Annotated in this window: 11 protein-coding genes, 1 tRNA gene, 5 pseudogenes and 1 riboswitch; of the genes and pseudogenes, 6 read left to right on the forward strand and 11 right to left on the reverse strand. The window is 56.2% G+C overall.

The window, feature by feature from the left end; all coding sequences use genetic code 11:
* Positions 1 to 142 precede the first annotated feature (142 nt).
* Positions 143 to 1,935: pseudogene (locus JCM25146_RS19495) on the forward strand (ABC transporter ATP-binding protein).
* 291 nt (positions 1,936 to 2,226) lie between these two features.
* The gene (locus JCM25146_RS13435) at positions 2,227 to 3,051 is read left to right on the forward strand and encodes an SDR family NAD(P)-dependent oxidoreductase (RefSeq protein ID WP_035372692.1); all 825 of its coding nucleotides are present in this window, start codon (positions 2,227 to 2,229) and stop codon (positions 3,049 to 3,051) included.
* 75 nt (positions 3,052 to 3,126) lie between these two features.
* Here JCM25146_RS13435 and JCM25146_RS22200 read toward each other — a convergent pair whose 3' ends face one another.
* The 6 genes and pseudogenes from JCM25146_RS22200 to gatC all read right to left on the reverse strand — a co-directional run bounded on the left by JCM25146_RS22200 (position 3,127) and on the right by gatC (position 7,436).
* On the reverse strand, positions 3,127 to 3,318 hold the full coding sequence (locus JCM25146_RS22200; RefSeq protein WP_148299103.1) for a hypothetical protein: 192 nt from the start codon (positions 3,316 to 3,318) through the stop codon (positions 3,127 to 3,129).
* Positions 3,319 to 3,333: 15 nt separating this feature from the next.
* Positions 3,334 to 3,633, reverse strand: coding sequence for a hypothetical protein (locus JCM25146_RS13445; protein WP_025828654.1), 300 nt, complete (start codon positions 3,631 to 3,633; stop codon positions 3,334 to 3,336).
* 379 nt (positions 3,634 to 4,012) lie between these two features.
* A tRNA-Ser gene (locus tag JCM25146_RS13450) sits at positions 4,013 to 4,105 on the reverse strand.
* Positions 4,106 to 4,280: 175 nt separating this feature from the next.
* Positions 4,281 to 5,665, reverse strand: a pseudogene (gatB, locus tag JCM25146_RS19500) (Asp-tRNA(Asn)/Glu-tRNA(Gln) amidotransferase subunit GatB); the annotation flags it as partial.
* On the reverse strand, positions 5,662 to 7,149 hold the full coding sequence (gene gatA, locus JCM25146_RS13460) for an Asp-tRNA(Asn)/Glu-tRNA(Gln) amidotransferase subunit GatA (RefSeq protein WP_025828655.1): 1,488 nt from the start codon (positions 7,147 to 7,149) through the stop codon (positions 5,662 to 5,664). The pseudogene gatB and the gene gatA, both read right to left, overlap by 4 nt.
* Entirely contained in the window at positions 7,149 to 7,436 is a 288-nt protein-coding gene (gene gatC / locus JCM25146_RS13465) for an Asp-tRNA(Asn)/Glu-tRNA(Gln) amidotransferase subunit GatC (protein ID WP_025828657.1), read from the reverse strand. Before gatC ends, gatA begins: the two co-directional genes overlap by 1 nt.
* An 80-nt stretch (positions 7,437 to 7,516) precedes the next feature.
* On the opposite strand from gatC, the pseudogene ruvX reads away from it, so the two are divergent.
* Both ruvX and JCM25146_RS19510 read left to right on the forward strand, forming a co-directional pair.
* Positions 7,517 to 7,995: pseudogene (ruvX, locus tag JCM25146_RS19505) on the forward strand (Holliday junction resolvase RuvX).
* A 90-nt stretch (positions 7,996 to 8,085) separates the two neighbouring features.
* On the forward strand, positions 8,086 to 8,541 hold the full coding sequence (locus tag JCM25146_RS19510) for a hypothetical protein (RefSeq protein WP_025828659.1): 456 nt from the start codon (positions 8,086 to 8,088) through the stop codon (positions 8,539 to 8,541).
* Positions 8,542 to 8,670: 129 nt separating this feature from the next.
* Here the strand turns inward: JCM25146_RS19510 and JCM25146_RS21655 are convergent, their stop codons facing one another.
* Complete coding sequence (locus JCM25146_RS21655) at positions 8,671 to 8,955, reverse strand: hypothetical protein (RefSeq protein ID WP_081774879.1); 285 nt, start codon at positions 8,953 to 8,955, stop codon at positions 8,671 to 8,673.
* A gap of 549 nt (positions 8,956 to 9,504) precedes the next feature.
* Between JCM25146_RS21655 and JCM25146_RS20920 the strand changes: the two genes are divergently transcribed.
* The gene (locus JCM25146_RS20920) at positions 9,505 to 10,530 is read left to right on the forward strand and encodes a glycosyltransferase (RefSeq protein WP_025828663.1); all 1,026 of its coding nucleotides are present in this window, start codon (positions 9,505 to 9,507) and stop codon (positions 10,528 to 10,530) included.
* 274 nt (positions 10,531 to 10,804) lie between these two features.
* Here JCM25146_RS20920 and JCM25146_RS13495 read toward each other — a convergent pair whose 3' ends face one another.
* The 4 genes and pseudogenes from JCM25146_RS13495 to JCM25146_RS19520 all read right to left on the reverse strand — a co-directional run bounded on the left by JCM25146_RS13495 (position 10,805) and on the right by JCM25146_RS19520 (position 15,175).
* Positions 10,805 to 11,290: a GNAT family N-acetyltransferase gene (locus JCM25146_RS13495; protein WP_025828664.1), complete on the reverse strand. Its 486-nt coding sequence runs from the start codon at positions 11,288 to 11,290 to the stop codon at positions 10,805 to 10,807.
* A gap of 19 nt (positions 11,291 to 11,309) precedes the next feature.
* Entirely contained in the window at positions 11,310 to 12,428 is a 1,119-nt protein-coding gene (locus JCM25146_RS13500) for a DegT/DnrJ/EryC1/StrS family aminotransferase (protein WP_025828666.1), read from the reverse strand.
* A gap of 336 nt (positions 12,429 to 12,764) precedes the next feature.
* Complete coding sequence (gene gabT / locus JCM25146_RS13505; protein WP_025828668.1) at positions 12,765 to 14,051, reverse strand: 4-aminobutyrate--2-oxoglutarate transaminase; 1,287 nt, start codon at positions 14,049 to 14,051, stop codon at positions 12,765 to 12,767.
* Between the two features lie 174 nt (positions 14,052 to 14,225).
* Positions 14,226 to 15,175 (reverse strand): annotated as a pseudogene (locus JCM25146_RS19520) (LysR substrate-binding domain-containing protein).
* 165 nt (positions 15,176 to 15,340) lie between these two features.
* Positions 15,341 to 15,560: riboswitch (cobalamin riboswitch) on the forward strand.
* Positions 15,561 to 15,731: 171 nt separating this feature from the next.
* Between JCM25146_RS19520 and JCM25146_RS19525 the strand changes: the two are divergent.
* Positions 15,732 to 16,935 (forward strand): annotated as a pseudogene (locus tag JCM25146_RS19525) (carbohydrate porin); the annotation flags it as partial.

Raw genomic sequence — 16,935 nt, forward strand, 5'->3', positions numbered from 1 at the left:
CATGGGGCCTGCGTGCTGCAAAGGGGTGGGGGTACCATTTTTCCAGCGCTGGCGGGTTTGCGCAATATCGCGCCTTCACGATACAGACAGCACATCCCCCGTGCTGTTGGGGATAAATACGTTTTTGACGGATTGCTCGTTCATGGCCTCTTCTGCTTCCGGTGCGGCATCTGCCGTGCGGAAAACTTCCCTGTTTGTGGATGTTCTGGGTTTTGTCATCCGCCTGTGGCTGGCTTTTCCCCGACCTCTGGCGGTGACTGTGGGGTCGGTCCTGCTGGCAACTCTGGCGGATGTGCTCATGCCCCTTGCCGCCGGGCGTCTGGTGTCCGACGTGGCCGAGCCTGCCAGCCAGTCTGCTCAGCTGCATGATGCCGTGTGGATGGTGGCAGCCCTTGCGGCCTGCGGGTTTGGCAGTGTTGCGGCCAAACGCTACGCTTATCTGGGTATTACACGGCTGACCACGCGGATTATGCAAAAGATCGGCACGGAGTCGTTTGCTCATGTGCAGCGCCTGAGCACGGACTGGCACGCCAACACCTTTGCAGGCTCCACGGTCCGGCGGCTTACGCGCGGGATGTGGGCGGTGGATATGCTCAACGACACGCTTTTGCTCATGCTGCTGCCCGAGCTGTGCCTGCTGGTGCTGACCACCCTTGTGCTGGGCTGGCACTGGCCCGCCATGGGGGCCATGCTTGGGGTTTTGTCCGCTCTGTTTGTGGCATTGTCCTGCGCGTTAACGCTGCGTTACGTGGCCCCGTCCGCACAGGCTGCCAATGCGGGGGACAGCAGGGTAGGGGCTGCACTGGCGGATGCAATAACCTGCAATGCCGTGGTCAAGGCGTTCGGGGCGGAAGAGCGCGAGGAGGTGCGGCTGGCCCACACACTGGACCAGTGGCGCACCGCCACCGCACGGATGTGGGTGCGCGGGACGGACAGCGCCAATATTCAGGCCGCAGCGTGGTGGTCATGCGTCTGTCGCTGGCGGCGGCTGCGGTGTGGCTGTGGTGCAACGGGCGCGCGGGGCCGGGGGATGTTGCCTATGTGTTGACCATGACCTTTCTGGTTCAGGGGTACCTGCGCGAGATCGGGCAGCAGGTCTCGGTTGTGCAGCGTTCGGTCAACGAGATGGAGGAACTGCTTCTGCTGTGGCGGACGCCCGCAGGGGTGCCGGACCCGGTGCAGCCTGCAAGCCTGCATGTGCGCCACGGGGCCATTGCGTTTGAGCATGTGACGTTTACCTACCCCGGGCAGCCGGACCCTCTTTTTAACGACCTGTCGGTGCAGATTGCCGCGGGTAGCCGTGTGGGGCTGGTTGGGCCATCGGGGTCAGGTAAATCCTCCTTTACCAAGCTGTTGTTGCGGTTATACGCGCAGAACAGTGGGCGGATTCTGGTCGATGGGGTGGACACCGCCACCGTGCGCCAGTCGGACCTGCGGAGCCAGATTGCCCTTGTGCCGCAGGAGCCGCTGCTGTTCCATCGCTCTTTGGCCGAGAACATTGCCTATGGCAGGCCAGATGCCACGCCCGAACAGATTGAGCATGCCGCCCGCCTTGCCAATGCGGCTGACTTTATAGAACGCCTGCCCGAGGGATATGCCACTCTGGTGGGTGAGCGGGGCATCAAGCTCTCGGGCGGGGAGCGCCAGCGTGTGGCCATAGCCCGCGCCTTTTTGGCTGATGCCCGTATTCTGGTGCTTGATGAGGCCACAGCCAGTCTGGATTCCCAGTCCGAGGCACTGGTGCAGGAGGCTATGGAGCGGCTGATGGAAGGCCGCACGGTGCTGATTGTGGCGCACCGGCTGGCAACCGTGGTGGGGCTGGACCGTATTCTGGTGTTCCAACACGGCCAGATTGTGGAGGACGCCCCGCATGCCCAGCTTGTCCAGCGTACGGGCGGGCTTTACCAGCAGCTCTATGCCTTGCAGAGCCTGTAAGCTGCGCGCTGGCACCGTGTGTTCACGGGATTTTAGGCTCTCTGGTGCTGTTTTCTTTTTTCTATCATGGATATTCTTTCCAGAGCTTTACTCTAGCACCCTGCTCGCTGTGATTCAGGCAGTGGGGTGTCCTTTTTGCTGCGCTGCTCTCCGTTTTGCCCGAATGCCCGGCAGGGCGATCTGGGGGAGCGGGGTTGTAAGGACGTTGTACTGAAAATAGGGTCTCTGGTGGGTTTTTAATGGCCTGCCCCATGTGGTTCGGGTTGAGCATTGTTGCGATAGGCGCTTGTTTTGTTTCACGAAAGTAGGGAATCTCGCCGCAAGGTAGCTGTTGTAAGCGGTGCTTCAGGCGGTATTGGGCGTGCGTTGTGTGATCTGCTGCGCCAGCGTGGCTATTGGGTCATTGGGCTTGCGCGTGCGCAGGGCCGTGCGCTGGATGCAGCCCATGTGGACCATAGTGTAACCTGCGACCTGACGGACGCCGCATCCTTGGCGGAGGCGGCACGCGCCATCCGCAATGCCAGCGAGCATATTGACCTGTTTGTGTTCTGTGCCGGCGCCATTGCACCCCAGCCCGTGGCGGCCCTGCAGGCCGATCTGGCGCAGGAGCAGGTCCAGATCAATCTGGTTGGTGTGATGCAACTGACCCATGCCATTCTGCCAGCCATGGCGGAGGGGTCGCATATTATCTATACCAATTCCATGGCGGGTGTTTTTCCGCTAGCGGGTAGCAGCGTTTATACCGCATCCAAATTCGGACTGCGCGGGTTTGCGCTGGCGCTGGAGCAGGAGCTGCGGCCACGCAAGATCCGCGTTTCTTCCGTCTTCCCCGGCAGTGTGAACACCAGCATGTTGATGAAGGAGATGGAGCAGGGTGGCTCGGTCCTGAACTTCATGTCCGCCCCGCAGGAGCCTGAGGCCATAGCAGAATGGATTCTGGCGACCAGCAATAAAAAGCGTGTGGAGAATTTTCCATCCAGCTTTGACAGTTTTTTCTGCAATCTCTTTTTGTCGTCGCCCCGTTTCCTGCGGCTGTGCATGCCAATGATGACCGCATGGGCCAAAGCAAGCCGGGCGCGTTACCGCCGCAACTGCCTTAAAAAGACATCCGACTGACCCGGTGATCTGGCCAGACCAAGGCCAGATCATGGGGGAGTATTCGGGGAAGCAGCACCTGCCAGCGGCGGCTTTTCATTTTTCTTTTGACTTCATGCAGTCTGCCGCCATTCTATGTATCGCATCAGGCGGCAATGGTGCTGTCATCATGGCATGATACTTATGACACGCTGCCGTCTCGTCCAACAATGCATGCGGGCGAGCAGAGCATCCTGTTAGAAAAATCACGGAAAACAGCGAGGCTACGCTTAGCTGAAAAGCGTTCATGCCCAAGGACTCCCTTTATCCCGCAATCAGACCATAATCCAGCAAAACACTGACTAGCTCGGGGGATAACAACACTTTCCCGTCAGGAGGAATTTTTGAAAGGCCAGTAAGAATAATGTCCTGAATTTGCAGCAGCATGATGTAAGAAGAAATCATTTCTGATGTCTTATTATGAACCACTTTTGTATCGTATTGTGAGTTTATAATATGATCTGTGTATTCTTCTATTTTTATTTTTACGAGAAACTGCGTTCTCTGGACGTTTCTGAGAAGTTGCCGAACTTTCTCTCTTTTTTTGAAAACGTCAATTTGCATACCGTATCACACGCTGCTGTTTTATTTATGGAGTATCGTTACAGGCTTCATGCGGTATCATTCGCTGTTTCGAATACCAAATATATAAGATTTTAGTATAAATTCTTTTTAAAATATCCTTAGCGGGAATAATAAGAGGGGCGACCTCTCAACTGTCTACCAGTCACGTTAAGTGCCTTCCTATTTTTTGCCTCCAGATTCATAGCAGTGGGCCGCAATCCTCGCGCGTGTACGTGCCCGTGCGCGTTGTGCAGAAAAGGCATGCTGGCAGGGCCCATGAGAGGCCAAGCGCTCGTTTTAAGATGGGGAGTAAGGGAGAGGGTAACGATTACAAGGGAATCGTTAAATTATTGTTCTTACTGTAATTTTTGGAAGGCTTTGGCGGAGGGGAAGGGATTCGAACCCTCGATACGACTTGACATCGTATAACGGTTTAGCAAACCGCCGCCTTCAGCCTCTCGGCCACCCCTCCGCCGAAGAGTGCAGACACGACGTTTGCATTGCTGCTTTTAGGGGTTTGACGTGTTCCGTCAAACCCCCAGATGCGGAAATTGCAGTTATTTTTTATCCGCCCGCTTTTATGCGTCCAGTTGGGCTTTCAGGGCATCGTTCACCATGGCCGGGTTGGCCTTGCCTTTGGTTTCCTTCATGACCTGCCCAACAAAAAAGCCGAACAGCTTGTCCTTGCCAGAGCGGTATTCCTCCAGCTTGTCGGGGTGTTTGGCCAGTACGGCGGCAATGGCGGCGTCAATGGCCCCGGTGTCGGTCACCTGGCGCAGGCCCTTCTTTTCCACAATGGCCTCGGGGCTTTCGCCCGTTTCCACCATGTCTTCAAAGACTTCCTTGGCAATTTTGCGTTAATGGTCTTATCCGCAATCAGGTCCAGCATCTTGCCCAATGCTGCTGCGCTGACGGGGCTGGTCTCTATGGTGTTGCTGGTGCGGTTGAGGGCGGCAAACAGCTCACCCATCACCCATGTTGCGGCCAGCTTGCCATCACGCCCACGGGCCACGGCCTCGTAATAGTCTGCTACGGCCTGTTCGGCCACCAGCACCCCGGCGTCATAGAAGGCAATGCCGTATTCCGCCTGAAAGCGCGCGCGCTTGTCATCAGGCAGTTCGGGCAGGTTGGCGGCCAGTTCGTCCACCCATGCTTGTTCCAGCACCAGTGGCAGCAGGTCGGGGTCGGGGAAGTAGCGGTAGTCATGCGCATCTTCCTTGGAGCGCATGGTCCGGGTTTCACCCCGGCCGGGGTCGAATAGGCGGGTTTCCTGATCCACCTCGCCACCATTTTCCCAGATTTCCACCTGACGTGCGGCTTCCACTTCAATGGCCTGCATGACAAAGCGGATGGAGTTGACGTTCTTGATCTCGCAACGGGTGCGGAAGTCTTCCCCCGCCTTGCGGACAGAGACGTTGACGTCGGCCCGCATGGAGCCTTCTTCCATGTTGCCATCGCAGGTGCCAAGGTAGCGCAGGATCTGGCGCAGCTTGCGCAGGTAGGCCCCTGCTTCTTCGGGCTCGCGGATGTCAGGCTCGCTGACAATTTCCATCAGCGCAACGCCGGAGCGGTTCAGGTCCACAAAGGATTTGGTGGGGTCCTGGTCGTGCAGCAGCTTGCCTGCGTCCTGCTCAATATGCAGGCGGGTAATGCCGATCTCGCGCACATCGCCATTTTGCAGTTCAATGCTGATGGCGCCCTTGCCCACAATCGGGTGCTCGAACTGGCTGATCTGGTAGCCCTGCGGCAGATCGGCGTAAAAATAGTTCTTGCGGTCAAAGCGGCTGTGCAGGTTGATCTGCGCCTTCAGCCCCAGCCCTGTGCGAATGGCCTGCGCCACGCACTCGTGGTTGAGCACGGGCAGCATGCCGGGGAAGGCTGCGTCCACAAGGCTGACCTGTGTGTTGGGGTCGCTGCCAAAGGTTGTGGCAGCACCCGAGAACAGCTTGGAGTGGCTGATGATCTGGGCATGGACTTCCAGCCCGACCACAATTTCCCACGTGCCGGTGCGGCCTTCAATCGTGTAGCTCATGCGCCTGCTCCCGCATGGACGGACGGGATGTGCGTAAAGCCCGCCGCCGCTTCCAGCGCGCCGCCAATGGACAGCACGGTTTCTTCATCAAAATGCCTGCCAATGACCTGTAGCCCCAGCGGCAGCCCGGCTTCGTTCAGCCCCACAGGGACGGAGAGCGCAGGCACACCGGCCATGCTGGCGGGTACGGTAAAGATGTCGTTGAGGTACATCTGCACCGGGTCGTCCATGTTCTCGCCCTGCGCAAAGGCGGCGGACGGGGCGGTGGGGGTCAGCAGCACGTCCACAGTCTCAAACGCCTGTTCAAAGTCACGCTTGATCAGGGTGCGGACCTTCTGGGCCTTCAGGTAATAGGCATCGTAATACCCGGCGGACAGTACATAGGTGCCCATGAGAATACGGTTGCGCACTTCCTGCCCGAAGCCTGCTGCGCGCGTGGCCTCGTACACACCATCGAGCGAGGGGGCGTCCTTACGCATGCCAAAGCGGATGCCATCGTAGCGTGCAAGGTTGGAGGAGCACTCGGCCGGGGCAATAATGTAGTAGGTGGTCAGCCCGTAACGGGTGTGGGGGAGGGAGACATCCACCACCTCGCACCCTGCGGCCTTGAGCCACGCAATACCCTGCTCCCACATGGCCAGCACATCGGCTGGCAGGCCGGGGGCGCGGTATTCGGCAGGAATGCCAACGCGCAGGCCCTTGACACTTTTGCCCACCGCCTTGTGGAACGCGGGCACCGCACGGTTGGAGCTTGTGCTGTCCTTGGCGTCAAAGCCTGCCATGGCTTCGAGCATCAGCCCTGCATCAGCCACGCTGCGGGTCATGGGGCCAGCCTGATCGAGCGAGCTGGCAAAGGCAATGGTGCCCCAGCGGCTGCACCGGCCGTAGGTGGGTTTAAGCCCGACAATGCCGCAATAAGCGGCAGGCTGGCGGATGGAGCCGCCTGTGTCTGTCCCGGTTGCGGCCAGCGCCAGACCTGCGGCCACAGCGGCGGAGGAGCCACCGGAGGAGCCACCGGGCACAAGGGCTGTGGTGTCATCCCCCTTGCGCTTCCATGGGTTGGTGGTCGGGCCAAAGGCGGAGCTCATATTGGCCGAGCCCATGGCAAACTCGTCCAGATTGGTTTTGCCAAGGAACACAGCCCCCGCACCCAGCAGGTTGGCGGTGACCGTGCTCTCATACGGGGGCACAAAGTCTGCCAGCATCTTGCTGGCGGCCGTGGTGCGCACGCCCTTGGTGCAGAACAGGTCTTTTACGCCAATGGGCAGGCCGTCCATAATACCGGCCGTGCCTGCTGCGTAGCGGGCATCGGCGGCATCGGCGCTGGCCAGCACGTCGGCTTCGGGCAGGACGGTAATATAGGCGTTAAGCCCCGGGTTCAGGCGGGTAATGGCGTCCAGATGTGCCTGTGCCAGCTCCCGTGCGGAAAATTTGCGTGCGGCAAGCCCGGCGCGGGCTTGGGTCAGGGTCAAACCGGTCAGCATTATTCCACCACCTTGGGTACGGTATAAAAGGGGCCAGATGTTTCTGGCGCGCAGGCCAGCAGGGCGTCGCGGCAGTTGCCGTCGGTCACCTTGTCTTCACGCTGGCGCAGGGTTTCGGTCTCCGTCCCCACCATGGGCGGCACACCCGTGACATCCACTTCGGCAAGCTGGTCAATCCAGCCCAGAATGCCATTCAGCTTCTGGCGCGTGGCCTCCAGCTCGTTTTCCTCAAGCCCTATGCGGGCCAGTTTTGCGATGCGTCGGGTGGTCGCAAGGTCAAGCGACATGAGAGTGGGCCCCTCTTTCTTCAGTCTGAACAGAGAATTGCACCTAGCATAATCGCGCGGAAGGCAACATACCATTGGGCATGACTCTTCTCACTCTTCCCCAATTGGCTGCCACCCTGCCCAGACATGCCCGCCTGCTTGGCATAGACCCCGGGCGCAAACAGGTGGGGCTGGCACTGTCCGATGTGTCGCGCATGGTGGCCTCGCCCTTCCAGACCGTAAAGCGCGGCAAGCTGGGCAGATGGTCACCTTTATCCGCGCTGTGGCGCAGGAGCACGAGGTTGCGGGGCTGGTCGTGGGGGTGCCTCTCTCGCTCGATGGTTCGTTTGGTCCGGCAGCGCAGGCCAGCCGGGACTGGACACTGGAGCTGTCGGCACAGACCGGCCTGCCCGCCTGTTTGTGGGACGAGCGCCTGTCCTCCTCCGCCGTGAACAGAATGCTCATACAGGAGGCGGATCTGTCACGCGCAAGGCGGGCCGAGGCGGTGGACAAGCTGGCGGCGGCCTACATTCTACAGGCCGCACTGGATAGCCTGCCCGGTGATCTCACGCCTTTCTGATTACAGATTGGGGGCTTATATTTGCCACAAAGACCCTTCAGACCAGTTATCACAGAAGACGTTACAGATTATTTGAGAAGGATTGCCCCAATGACCAAACAGTCGTTTGCGACCGCTCTGATGACCATGGTAGGTGCTGCCGTATTTGCTGTAAGCCTGCCAGCCGCCCCCGCTCATGCGGAGGAGCAGGGTGCTTTGACCAAAGCATGGGATTCCACACGTCAGGGCACAGAAAAGGCGTGGGACAAAACCAAGACCGGTACAACCGAAGCTTGGGACAAGACAAAAGCAGGCACCGAAAAAGCGTGGGATAAAACTGCCGCCGGTGCGGACAAGACATGGGATAAAACCAAGTCTGGTAGCGCCAAGGTCTGGGACAAAACCAAATCCGGCACGACCGAAGCGTGGGACAAGACCAAGACAGGCACCACCGATGCTGCCCATGACGTGGGCAAGTGGGGCGAACGCACCGGCCAGAAAATCGGCAACACGAGCACAGCCATCGGGCATGACATCCACAATGGCTTTAGTGACGACAAAAAATAACAAAAGCCGGTAAGGGGCGGGGCCACGGCTGTGGCCACCCCATAAAAAACCCGCCATCCATGACTGGAGGCGGGTTTTTTTATGGGACAGGCCCGTAGGGCTTGGTCCGGCGGTTTTACACCAATTGGATCAGGCGAAGGTGTCCAGCACGTTGGTGTCGTTCTCTGCCGAGTTGGAGCCCGAAGACCCACCCGTTGTTGTTTTGGAGAGAATGTCCCCGCTTGCGTCCTTGACGATGGTGGTGATGGACCCATCGGCATTGAAGACCTGAGTGGTGGTCGTGGAGGAAGAAGAGGAACTGCTGCCCGAGGAAGAAGAACCCGAGGACGTGCTGGAGGAAGATGAGGAGGAGGAAGATGTGCCCAGCAGGCTGGTGGCGGCGCTGCTGTTCAGGCTGGAAATGGAGGAAGACATTGAGGATGCCTCATCAATAAAATGGTTTAAAAAAGACGAGGGAATTTCATGCCCATAAGGTCAGGCTGTCAATCAGAATCGACACTTCTGTGCTGCTGGGCTCATATGCTCTGGCTGGTCTGGTGGTCAGGTGCTGGTGTTGCGTACCCGCCAGAATGGGCGACGGGTGCTGTAAAGCGCGGCTAGTCTGGCGTGCAGGGTCTGCCAGTAGGCTTCAAAAGCGGTCATGCGGCTCTCCCGGCAGGTTTTAAATTCTTTTTTAACCTAATGGGTAATCATGACCTGACTATGACGACTCCCCACATCGTATGCGGGTTTGCAGCAGATGAAAGGCTGATAGTTGCTTGGCGAGAGTGACGAAGGTGCGGGCATAGGCGTTGGCGTTTTATTAGGGTCATTTTCATAGTGCCGATCGAGAGATGTGCGCTGGGAGCTTTTCGACCCTCTCCTCGTCATTTTCTGGTGCTGCATGATCTCTGATGCGGTAAAAGAAAATCCAGTATGTCCATCATCAGATAATGTGAACTATTTTTCCAGGGATTTTCATTCATGCCACGGGTTAGCGTCTGTATTCCAAGTTATCAACATAAATCTTTTGTAAAAGATTCTATTTACAGCGTTATAGCACAAACATATCAGGATTTTGAGATGGTTGTTACAGACGATGGATCAACAGATGGAACGGTTGATATTATTGAATCAATCAATGATCCACGTTTAAAGCTCAAGCGTTTTCCAGAAAACCGTGGAGCTTGTTGTGCTCTTAATGACACGTTGCAACGTGCTGAGGGTGAATATGTCTGCTTTCTGCCCTCGGATGATATTTTTCTTCCTAATAAACTCGAACAGCAAGTCGCCTATCTTGATGCACATCCTGAAATTGGAGCAGTATTTTCTTACCCTGTTTTTATAGATGAGGGTAATAACGTTATCCCGGATCAATCATCGACCTTCAATGGGAATGTTTTTCTTATGCAGAACCGCAGCCAGTCTGAATGGTTGCGCCATTTTTTCTTTGTAGGGAACTGTTTATGCCATCCGTCACTCATGATCCGCAAAAATTGCTATGCACAATTGGGTGCTTATGATGAAAGGCTAGCTCAACTACCTGATTTTGAAATGTGGATTCGCTTACTGACTGCTTATCCAATTCATATTATGCCTGAACCTTTGGTTGGCTTTCGTATATTGAACAATGGGTTAAATGCTAGTGCACCCAAGCCAACAAGCATTGTCCGTATCAATTGGGAAGATGTCTGCATTCGTCGGCAATATGCCAATTTTCCTGATAAGCTCTTTGCAGAAATATTTGAACCAGAAATCAAAGCTCTCAATATTGATCAGTCGATTGATCGTTCTATCGCTCTTGGCCGGATTTGCATGGCTACAAATATAGATTTCCTTCATCGTCTTGGGTTGGAATTGCTGCATGATGCCATTCCCGCATATTCTCATGGGAGTAATCTCAAAGGAATAACGTATGCGGAATACATTCAGAATACAGGGAATGCTGATATTTATAATGTTTTGCCGGCTAGAAAAATGAAAATGATAGAAAATATCCTGAAGGCTTAATTTTTTAAATTTCTTCCTAATATTATGATTTTTTCAATGGTGCTGAGTATCTGGCTCATGTAGATGAGCCAGATACTCAGGCTGAAGGTTTTTTCGTAAAGTGGGGCAGAGTATCATCATGATTTATAAAAATTGGCTCATCGGTGCGGATTGCGCTTAAATAAGATGATTTAAAAAGAAAGTGTTTCAGTTTAAGTGTTCTGGTTTCTATTTCTCGTCAAGAATCATTAACATCAATATGCTTCACTGGATTTATGGGAAATAAAATGAAAAATTAGTTTTTTTGGCGCCAATGATCTATTGTCATTTCATAACGATCGAGGTCATTTGTAGTCGATATGTATGAGAAGCCAAGATTTTTGTATAAATTGATGGCGCGTGTATTATTGGAAAAAACTTCTAGAAAAATATTTTTTAGGCCTATTTTGTTAAAGGCCATATCAAGTAATATTTGGCATGCATTTTTCATGTAGCCATTGCCTGCGTAGTTCGGCGCAGAAATAAATCGGCCAACTTCTGCCGTTTTGGTCAGGGGGTCTATATTATATAAAGATACCTGCCCAACACTCTGGGAGTCTGAAACGCGTTTGGCAATAAAAATGAGATCATTGGGGTCGTCACGGCGCATTGAAAACCATGTATGATGCTGCGCCAGAGAAAAAGTGTCAGATGTTTTAAACCATTTTCTTATAGAATCGTCATTTCTCCATTCAAGTGTTAAATGCAGATCATTTTCAGTAAGTGGCTGTAGATAGATCATGATCTTATGATTCAAAATTTTAAGCGTGGCTGTTTACGGCTTGAATAACTGAATCAACATCACTCTTGCTCAACCCGATATGAAGAGGGAGAGAAATAACATGTTCAGAAGCATAACGCGCCCGAGGCGCTGTTTCTACTGTCTGAGCGAACATACGGTAATCCCGGTTGTCACGGTAATGGACGCCGGGATAGATTTCCTCCCGATTAAGGGCCAGCATTAACTCATCGCGCTTGTTTACAAGAATTTGGAACAGGTGGCATGATGATTCACACCCCGGCCCAATGGGAACAAGCTTGATGCGTGGGTTATTGGCAAACCCCGCGCGATACCACGCAGCAATTTGACGGCGATATGCGTTATGTTTGTCCAATTGTTTAAGCTGGACAAGCCCGATCGCTGCCATGATCGAATTACCATTATATTTAAAGCCGGTATATTCTACATCATACATCCATTTATACGCTCCTTTATCATTGGTGCGTGAAAATGTGTCTTTGTTGATGCCGAGCCAGGCTTTTTTGCGGGCCTCTTCATCCAGAGATTTATCGGCAAAACAAATCATGCCTGAATCGCCGGTAGGTAAGTTCTTGACTGCCTGAAAAGAAAAAACAGTTACGTCTGCTTCTGGGAATTCGCCATGTAACCTCGTGCCCGCCATATGTGCGGCGTCGAGAATAAGGGCCAGACCGCGCTCAGCACACAAGGCTTTAACAGCCTCCAGACGACCAGTATTGCCACCCAGGCCCACAAACATAACAGCACGCGTGCGGTCTGTAATTTTCTTCTCAATGTCCAAAGGGTCTAGGCACAGATGCTCATCAACATCCGCAAAAACGGGTGTCATGTTTTCATATAAAATGGCATGATTGGTCGATACAAATGTTAACGGTGTTGAAATGATTTCATCACCATCTTGCCAATTATGTGCATGTTTTAAAATATTGACAGCGAGGTGCAGGCCGCTTGTGGCCGAATTGAGAAAATGAGCATTTGGCAGGCCAGTATATTTTTTCCAGGCTTCTTCTATTTCAACTGTTTTGAAGCCTAGTCCCGTCCATCCTTTTTCCAAGCAGGTACGAATTTCCTCAAGGCACTCATCAACTTCAAAATGCGGCACAAAAAGTTGAATCGCCACCAGTCATTCCTCCAGGTAATTCTCGACCCACTATGATGATAAGATAGAGCTTTTATATGCTTTAGAAACTTACATATCCTTGCTGTGCCGTCAATTGAAAGGGCGAGCGCTGCAGGCGCGTTATTGGCTACGATCAGGGACTGCGAAATTTAGTGTGTTAATAGGTTTTTGAGTTCGTCCAGTCTGGTGCCTCGTGTCTTGTAAGCGGGTCACGAATTGTCGGTATAAGCCGGTCAGTCATCAAAGCTGCGCAATAGGACGGATAAAAATAAAGCGCCTCCCGGTTGGGGAGGCGCTTTTTTGACATGACACCTAACGCTACGTAGCGTTGCAGGATCAGGCTTTGGCTTCTTCAAGTAGGATCTGCTCGATAATATCCAGTCCTTCATCCAGCAGCGCGTCAGAGGCGGTCAGCGGGGTCAGGATGCGGATGGTGGCACCCTGTACGCCGCAGGCCAGCAGGATCAGCCCTTTTTCGCAGGCTTTGGCACAGACTTTGGAGGCAAAGCCTGCGCGCTGTTCTACCCCTGCATGGCGTTCGAGAATGTCAAAGGCAATCATGGCACCAAGACCGCGCGGTGTGCTTATGGGCAGCAGGTCCGTCCGCTTGTGCCAGCCGCTAATGCGGGCCTTCAGGCGCTCGCCCATGGCGTTGGCGCGGTCAAGCAGGTGTTCCTCGTCAATCACGTCCAGCACGGCAAGGGCTGCGGCGCAGGCAAGGGGAGCACCCGCGTAGGTGCCGCCCAGCCCGCCGGGGGGGACGCTGTCCATCACGTCCGCGCGGCCGATAACGCCCGAGAGCGGCATGCCGCCAGCAAGGGACTTGGCAATGCAGATCAGGTCCGGTTCCACGCCGGAGTGCTCAATGCCAAACAGCTTGCCGGTCCGGCCAAAGCCGCTTTGCACTTCGTCTGCAATCAGCTTGATGCCATGCTGGTCACACAGTGCGCGCAGGTGCTTGAGCAGGGCGGGAGGGGCCACGCGGAACCCGCCTTCGCCCTGTACGGGTTCAATAATAATGGCCGCCACGTTTGCCGGGGCAATGTCTGCCGCAAAGATGAAGTGCAGCATCTTCAGGCTGTCTTCGACCGTAATGTCATGGTCGGGGAAGGGAACGTGATACACTTCGCCCGGCAGCGTGCCAAACGGGGCCTTGTACGGCAGGACCTTGCCGGTCATGGCAGAGGCCAGCAGCGTGCGGCCATGGAAGCCACCACAGAATGCGATAACGCCGTTACGGCCGGTGGCGGCACGGGCGATCTTGACCGCGTTTTCGGTCGCTTCCCCACCTGTGGTGAAGAAAATGGTCTTGGCCGGGCCGGAGAAGGGCGCGCGGGCGTTCAGCTTTTCGGCCAGCTCAATGTAGGAGTCGTAAGCACAGACCTGAAAAGCCGTGTGCGTGAAGCGCTCAAGCTGCTTCTGCACCGCAGCCATGACCTTGGGGTGGCGGTGGCCCACGTTGAGCACGGCAATACCGCCTGCAAAGTCAACATAACGGCGGCCTTCCACGTCCCACAGTTCCGCGTTTTCTGCGCGGTCGGCAAAAACGGGGGTGGAGGTGGCAACGCCGCGCGGCACGGCATTGTTGCGGCGGGCCAGAAGGTCTTTGTTGGTGGTGCTCATCGTCAGGTTTGGCTCCGGTTGGCGGTCATATGGTCCGGTCTGTGGTTGGGGCCGGACAAACATATTTGTTCCGTAAGTGTTTTTATTGGCGGATGGGAGGCGATTTTTGGTGCGCAGGTGGTGATGAAAAAACACCACCCCCGCACCGGGGCATAAGAGAGCGCTCCCGGCGGTTCAGGCGGGTGGATGCAGGGTGTTGTCCACCTCCTGCGCCACCTGTTCCATCAACCAGTCGCGGAAGGTGCGCAGGGTCGGTTTTTCCCACATCTGCTCGGAGGCGCGCAGCACGTAAGCACCAGAGGTGTTTCCTTGAGCGGGGTCTGGGTGGGTTGTACGCGCAGCAGCCGCCCGCTGAGCAGGTCATCGCCCAGCAAAAACGGGTTGCCAAGGGCTATGCCCTCGCCCGCACGGGCGGCAGCCAGCGTAATATGGGCCTGCCACAGCCTGCCTGCGGTGGGAATGGTCGAGGCGTTGACCCCCTGCGCTGCAAACCAGCGTTGCCACTCGGTATCGTCCTCCTCATGCAGCAGGGGGGCGTTCAGCAGGTCTGCCGTTGTGCGGGGCTGCCCGCCAAGGGCTTGAATGCACTGGGGCGATGCCACGGGAAAAACCGGAGGCCGGGCAATGGCCATGTGGCGGATGGTGCGTGGCTCAGGCGTTGTGCTGCCCTCGCGCACATAGCCGATCTGGGCATGGTTGGCGGACTCCACACCGCTGACATGGAAGGCCGCACTGGCGTCCACCGAGCGGAGCAGCACCTCCATATGCGGGTGGGATTTGCGAAAAGCATAAAGCCGGGGCAGCAGCCAGTGGTAGGCAAAGCCGTGTGCGCAGGTCACGGTCAGTGGTGGGGTACGGTTGCGCATGTCCGCTGTGGCGGTGGCCAGCCCGTCCAGCAGGGGGGCTATGCGGTCATAATAGGTGTGGCCTGCCTGCGTCAGGTTACCGGTTGCCCGGTCGCGTAGCGTTATGCCGAGTGAGAGCTCAAGGTCGCGGATATGGCGGCTGATGGCCGCGTGGTCCACGCGCAGTTCCGTGGCCGCCCGCCGTATGCCACCCGTGCGGGCAAAAGCGACAAAGGCGTTCAGGGCGGACAGGGGAGGAATGCGGTAGCGGGGGTCCATTATGGGGCGGCTGCGTCGGGCTGTCTGGTGTGGTGGGTCCGCCATTGGGGGCCAAATGGGCCAAAAAGCAAGTTCTGGCCCCAATGCGGTGCCCGCCAGAAGGGGAGGTGGCGGGGTGGAGGTGGGTTTTTGCGTTGCAAACCGTGTCTTCCATGCGGTATTGCCCAGAGCATCATAGCCAACGGTCCCGCGCAAGCGGAATAAAAGGGAATGTCGTATTCTTCCACCCGGTGGAAGATCAGTCGGCAACTGCCCCCGCAACTGTAGGCGGAGAGTGTCTGCCCCGACGTGGCGTTACGCGCCACGGCCACTGGTTGTACCGGGAAGGTGGGGGCCGATGCGTTGATCCGCAAGTCAGGAGACCTGCCGTGGCTGCTCATGCCCTGATCGCCGGACGGGGGTGCCGGAGGTGGATGCTCGATTATGCAATTCTGTACCTGACAGCCTTTTTTCCCAGATGCGTTTTTGATTTCAACAGCACACCTTTTCAACAGGTGGGGAAAACGGGTTTATTTTCATGATATTTTTATTCAGGACATCGGGCAGGCGGTGGCGTATGGCCCTGTTGTGCCAGTCCATTGGCCTTGCGGGCGCGCTTGTGCCGACAGCATCCTTTGCACAGAATGCGGAGACGCAGCTGGAGCAGGACGCCGGCGGCTTGGCAATTCCGGCCCACTGGTTTCCGAGATTGATCCGGCCACGGTGCGGGATTCCATGCGTGCGGCAGAAGCCGCCAAATCCCCCGATGCAGACCACCCGGACCTGAGTGATCACCTGCTGGGCAGCGTCTGGGGCGCACGCGACTGGATGGCACGCCACGGCATTACACTCGATATTCAGGAAGTGGACGAGCTGTGGGGCAACACCACAGGCGGCAACCCATCTGGCAATGACGGACCCAACGGTTCAGGCTCGGGCACCGGCCCTGCCTATGACGCATGACCATGCCAACCCTGACCGTCGATCTGGAAAAGCTGATCGGCCTTAAGGGCGGTCTGTTCAACATCAGCGCGCTCCAGCTGCGCGGGCGCTCCATCTCGCAGGACCATCTGAGCGTTTACAACCCTGTTTCCGGGTTTGAGGCAGACCGCTCCACCCGCCTGTTCGAGCTGTGGTACCAGCAGTCCTTTCTGGGCGGCAAGCTCGACATCAAGATCGGGCAGCAGGATCTGGATACCGAATTCCTGATCAGCGATTACGGCAGCCTTTACCTTAACTCCAACTTCGGCTGGCCCATGGCGCCATCGGTCAACCTGTATGCCGGTGGACCGTCCTGGCCGCTGGCGTCCCCCGCCGTGCGGATCCGCTACCGGCCAACCGACCAGTTTACCGTCATGTTTGCCGCAGCCGATGACAACCCACCGGGCAATACCTCCAACTCCTTTGGTATTCAGGGGGGCAACCCCGTGGACCCCACCAACCAGAACGCCAACGGCAATGCCTCGGGCACCAAGTTCAACATGGGCACGGGTGCGCTGCTCATGACCGAACTGCAATACGCCATCAACCCCCAGCCCGATGACATGTCCAAGGTCACCAAGGACCCCGGCCTGCCCGGTGTGTACAAGCTGGGTGGTTTTTACGACACGGGGCGCTTCCCCGACTACCGCTACAACCAGTCCGGTCAGGCGCTGGGTGGGCCGGATGACACCACGGGTATTCCGCGCTGGGACCGTGGCAACTGGATGGTTTACGGCATTGTGGACCAGATGCTGTGGCGGCCCTCGCTCCAGTCCGCGCAGTCCGTGGGCGTGTTTGCA

Source organism: Acetobacter okinawensis JCM 25146, assembly GCF_000613865.1.
GTDB lineage: Bacteria > Pseudomonadota > Alphaproteobacteria > Acetobacterales > Acetobacteraceae > Acetobacter > Acetobacter okinawensis.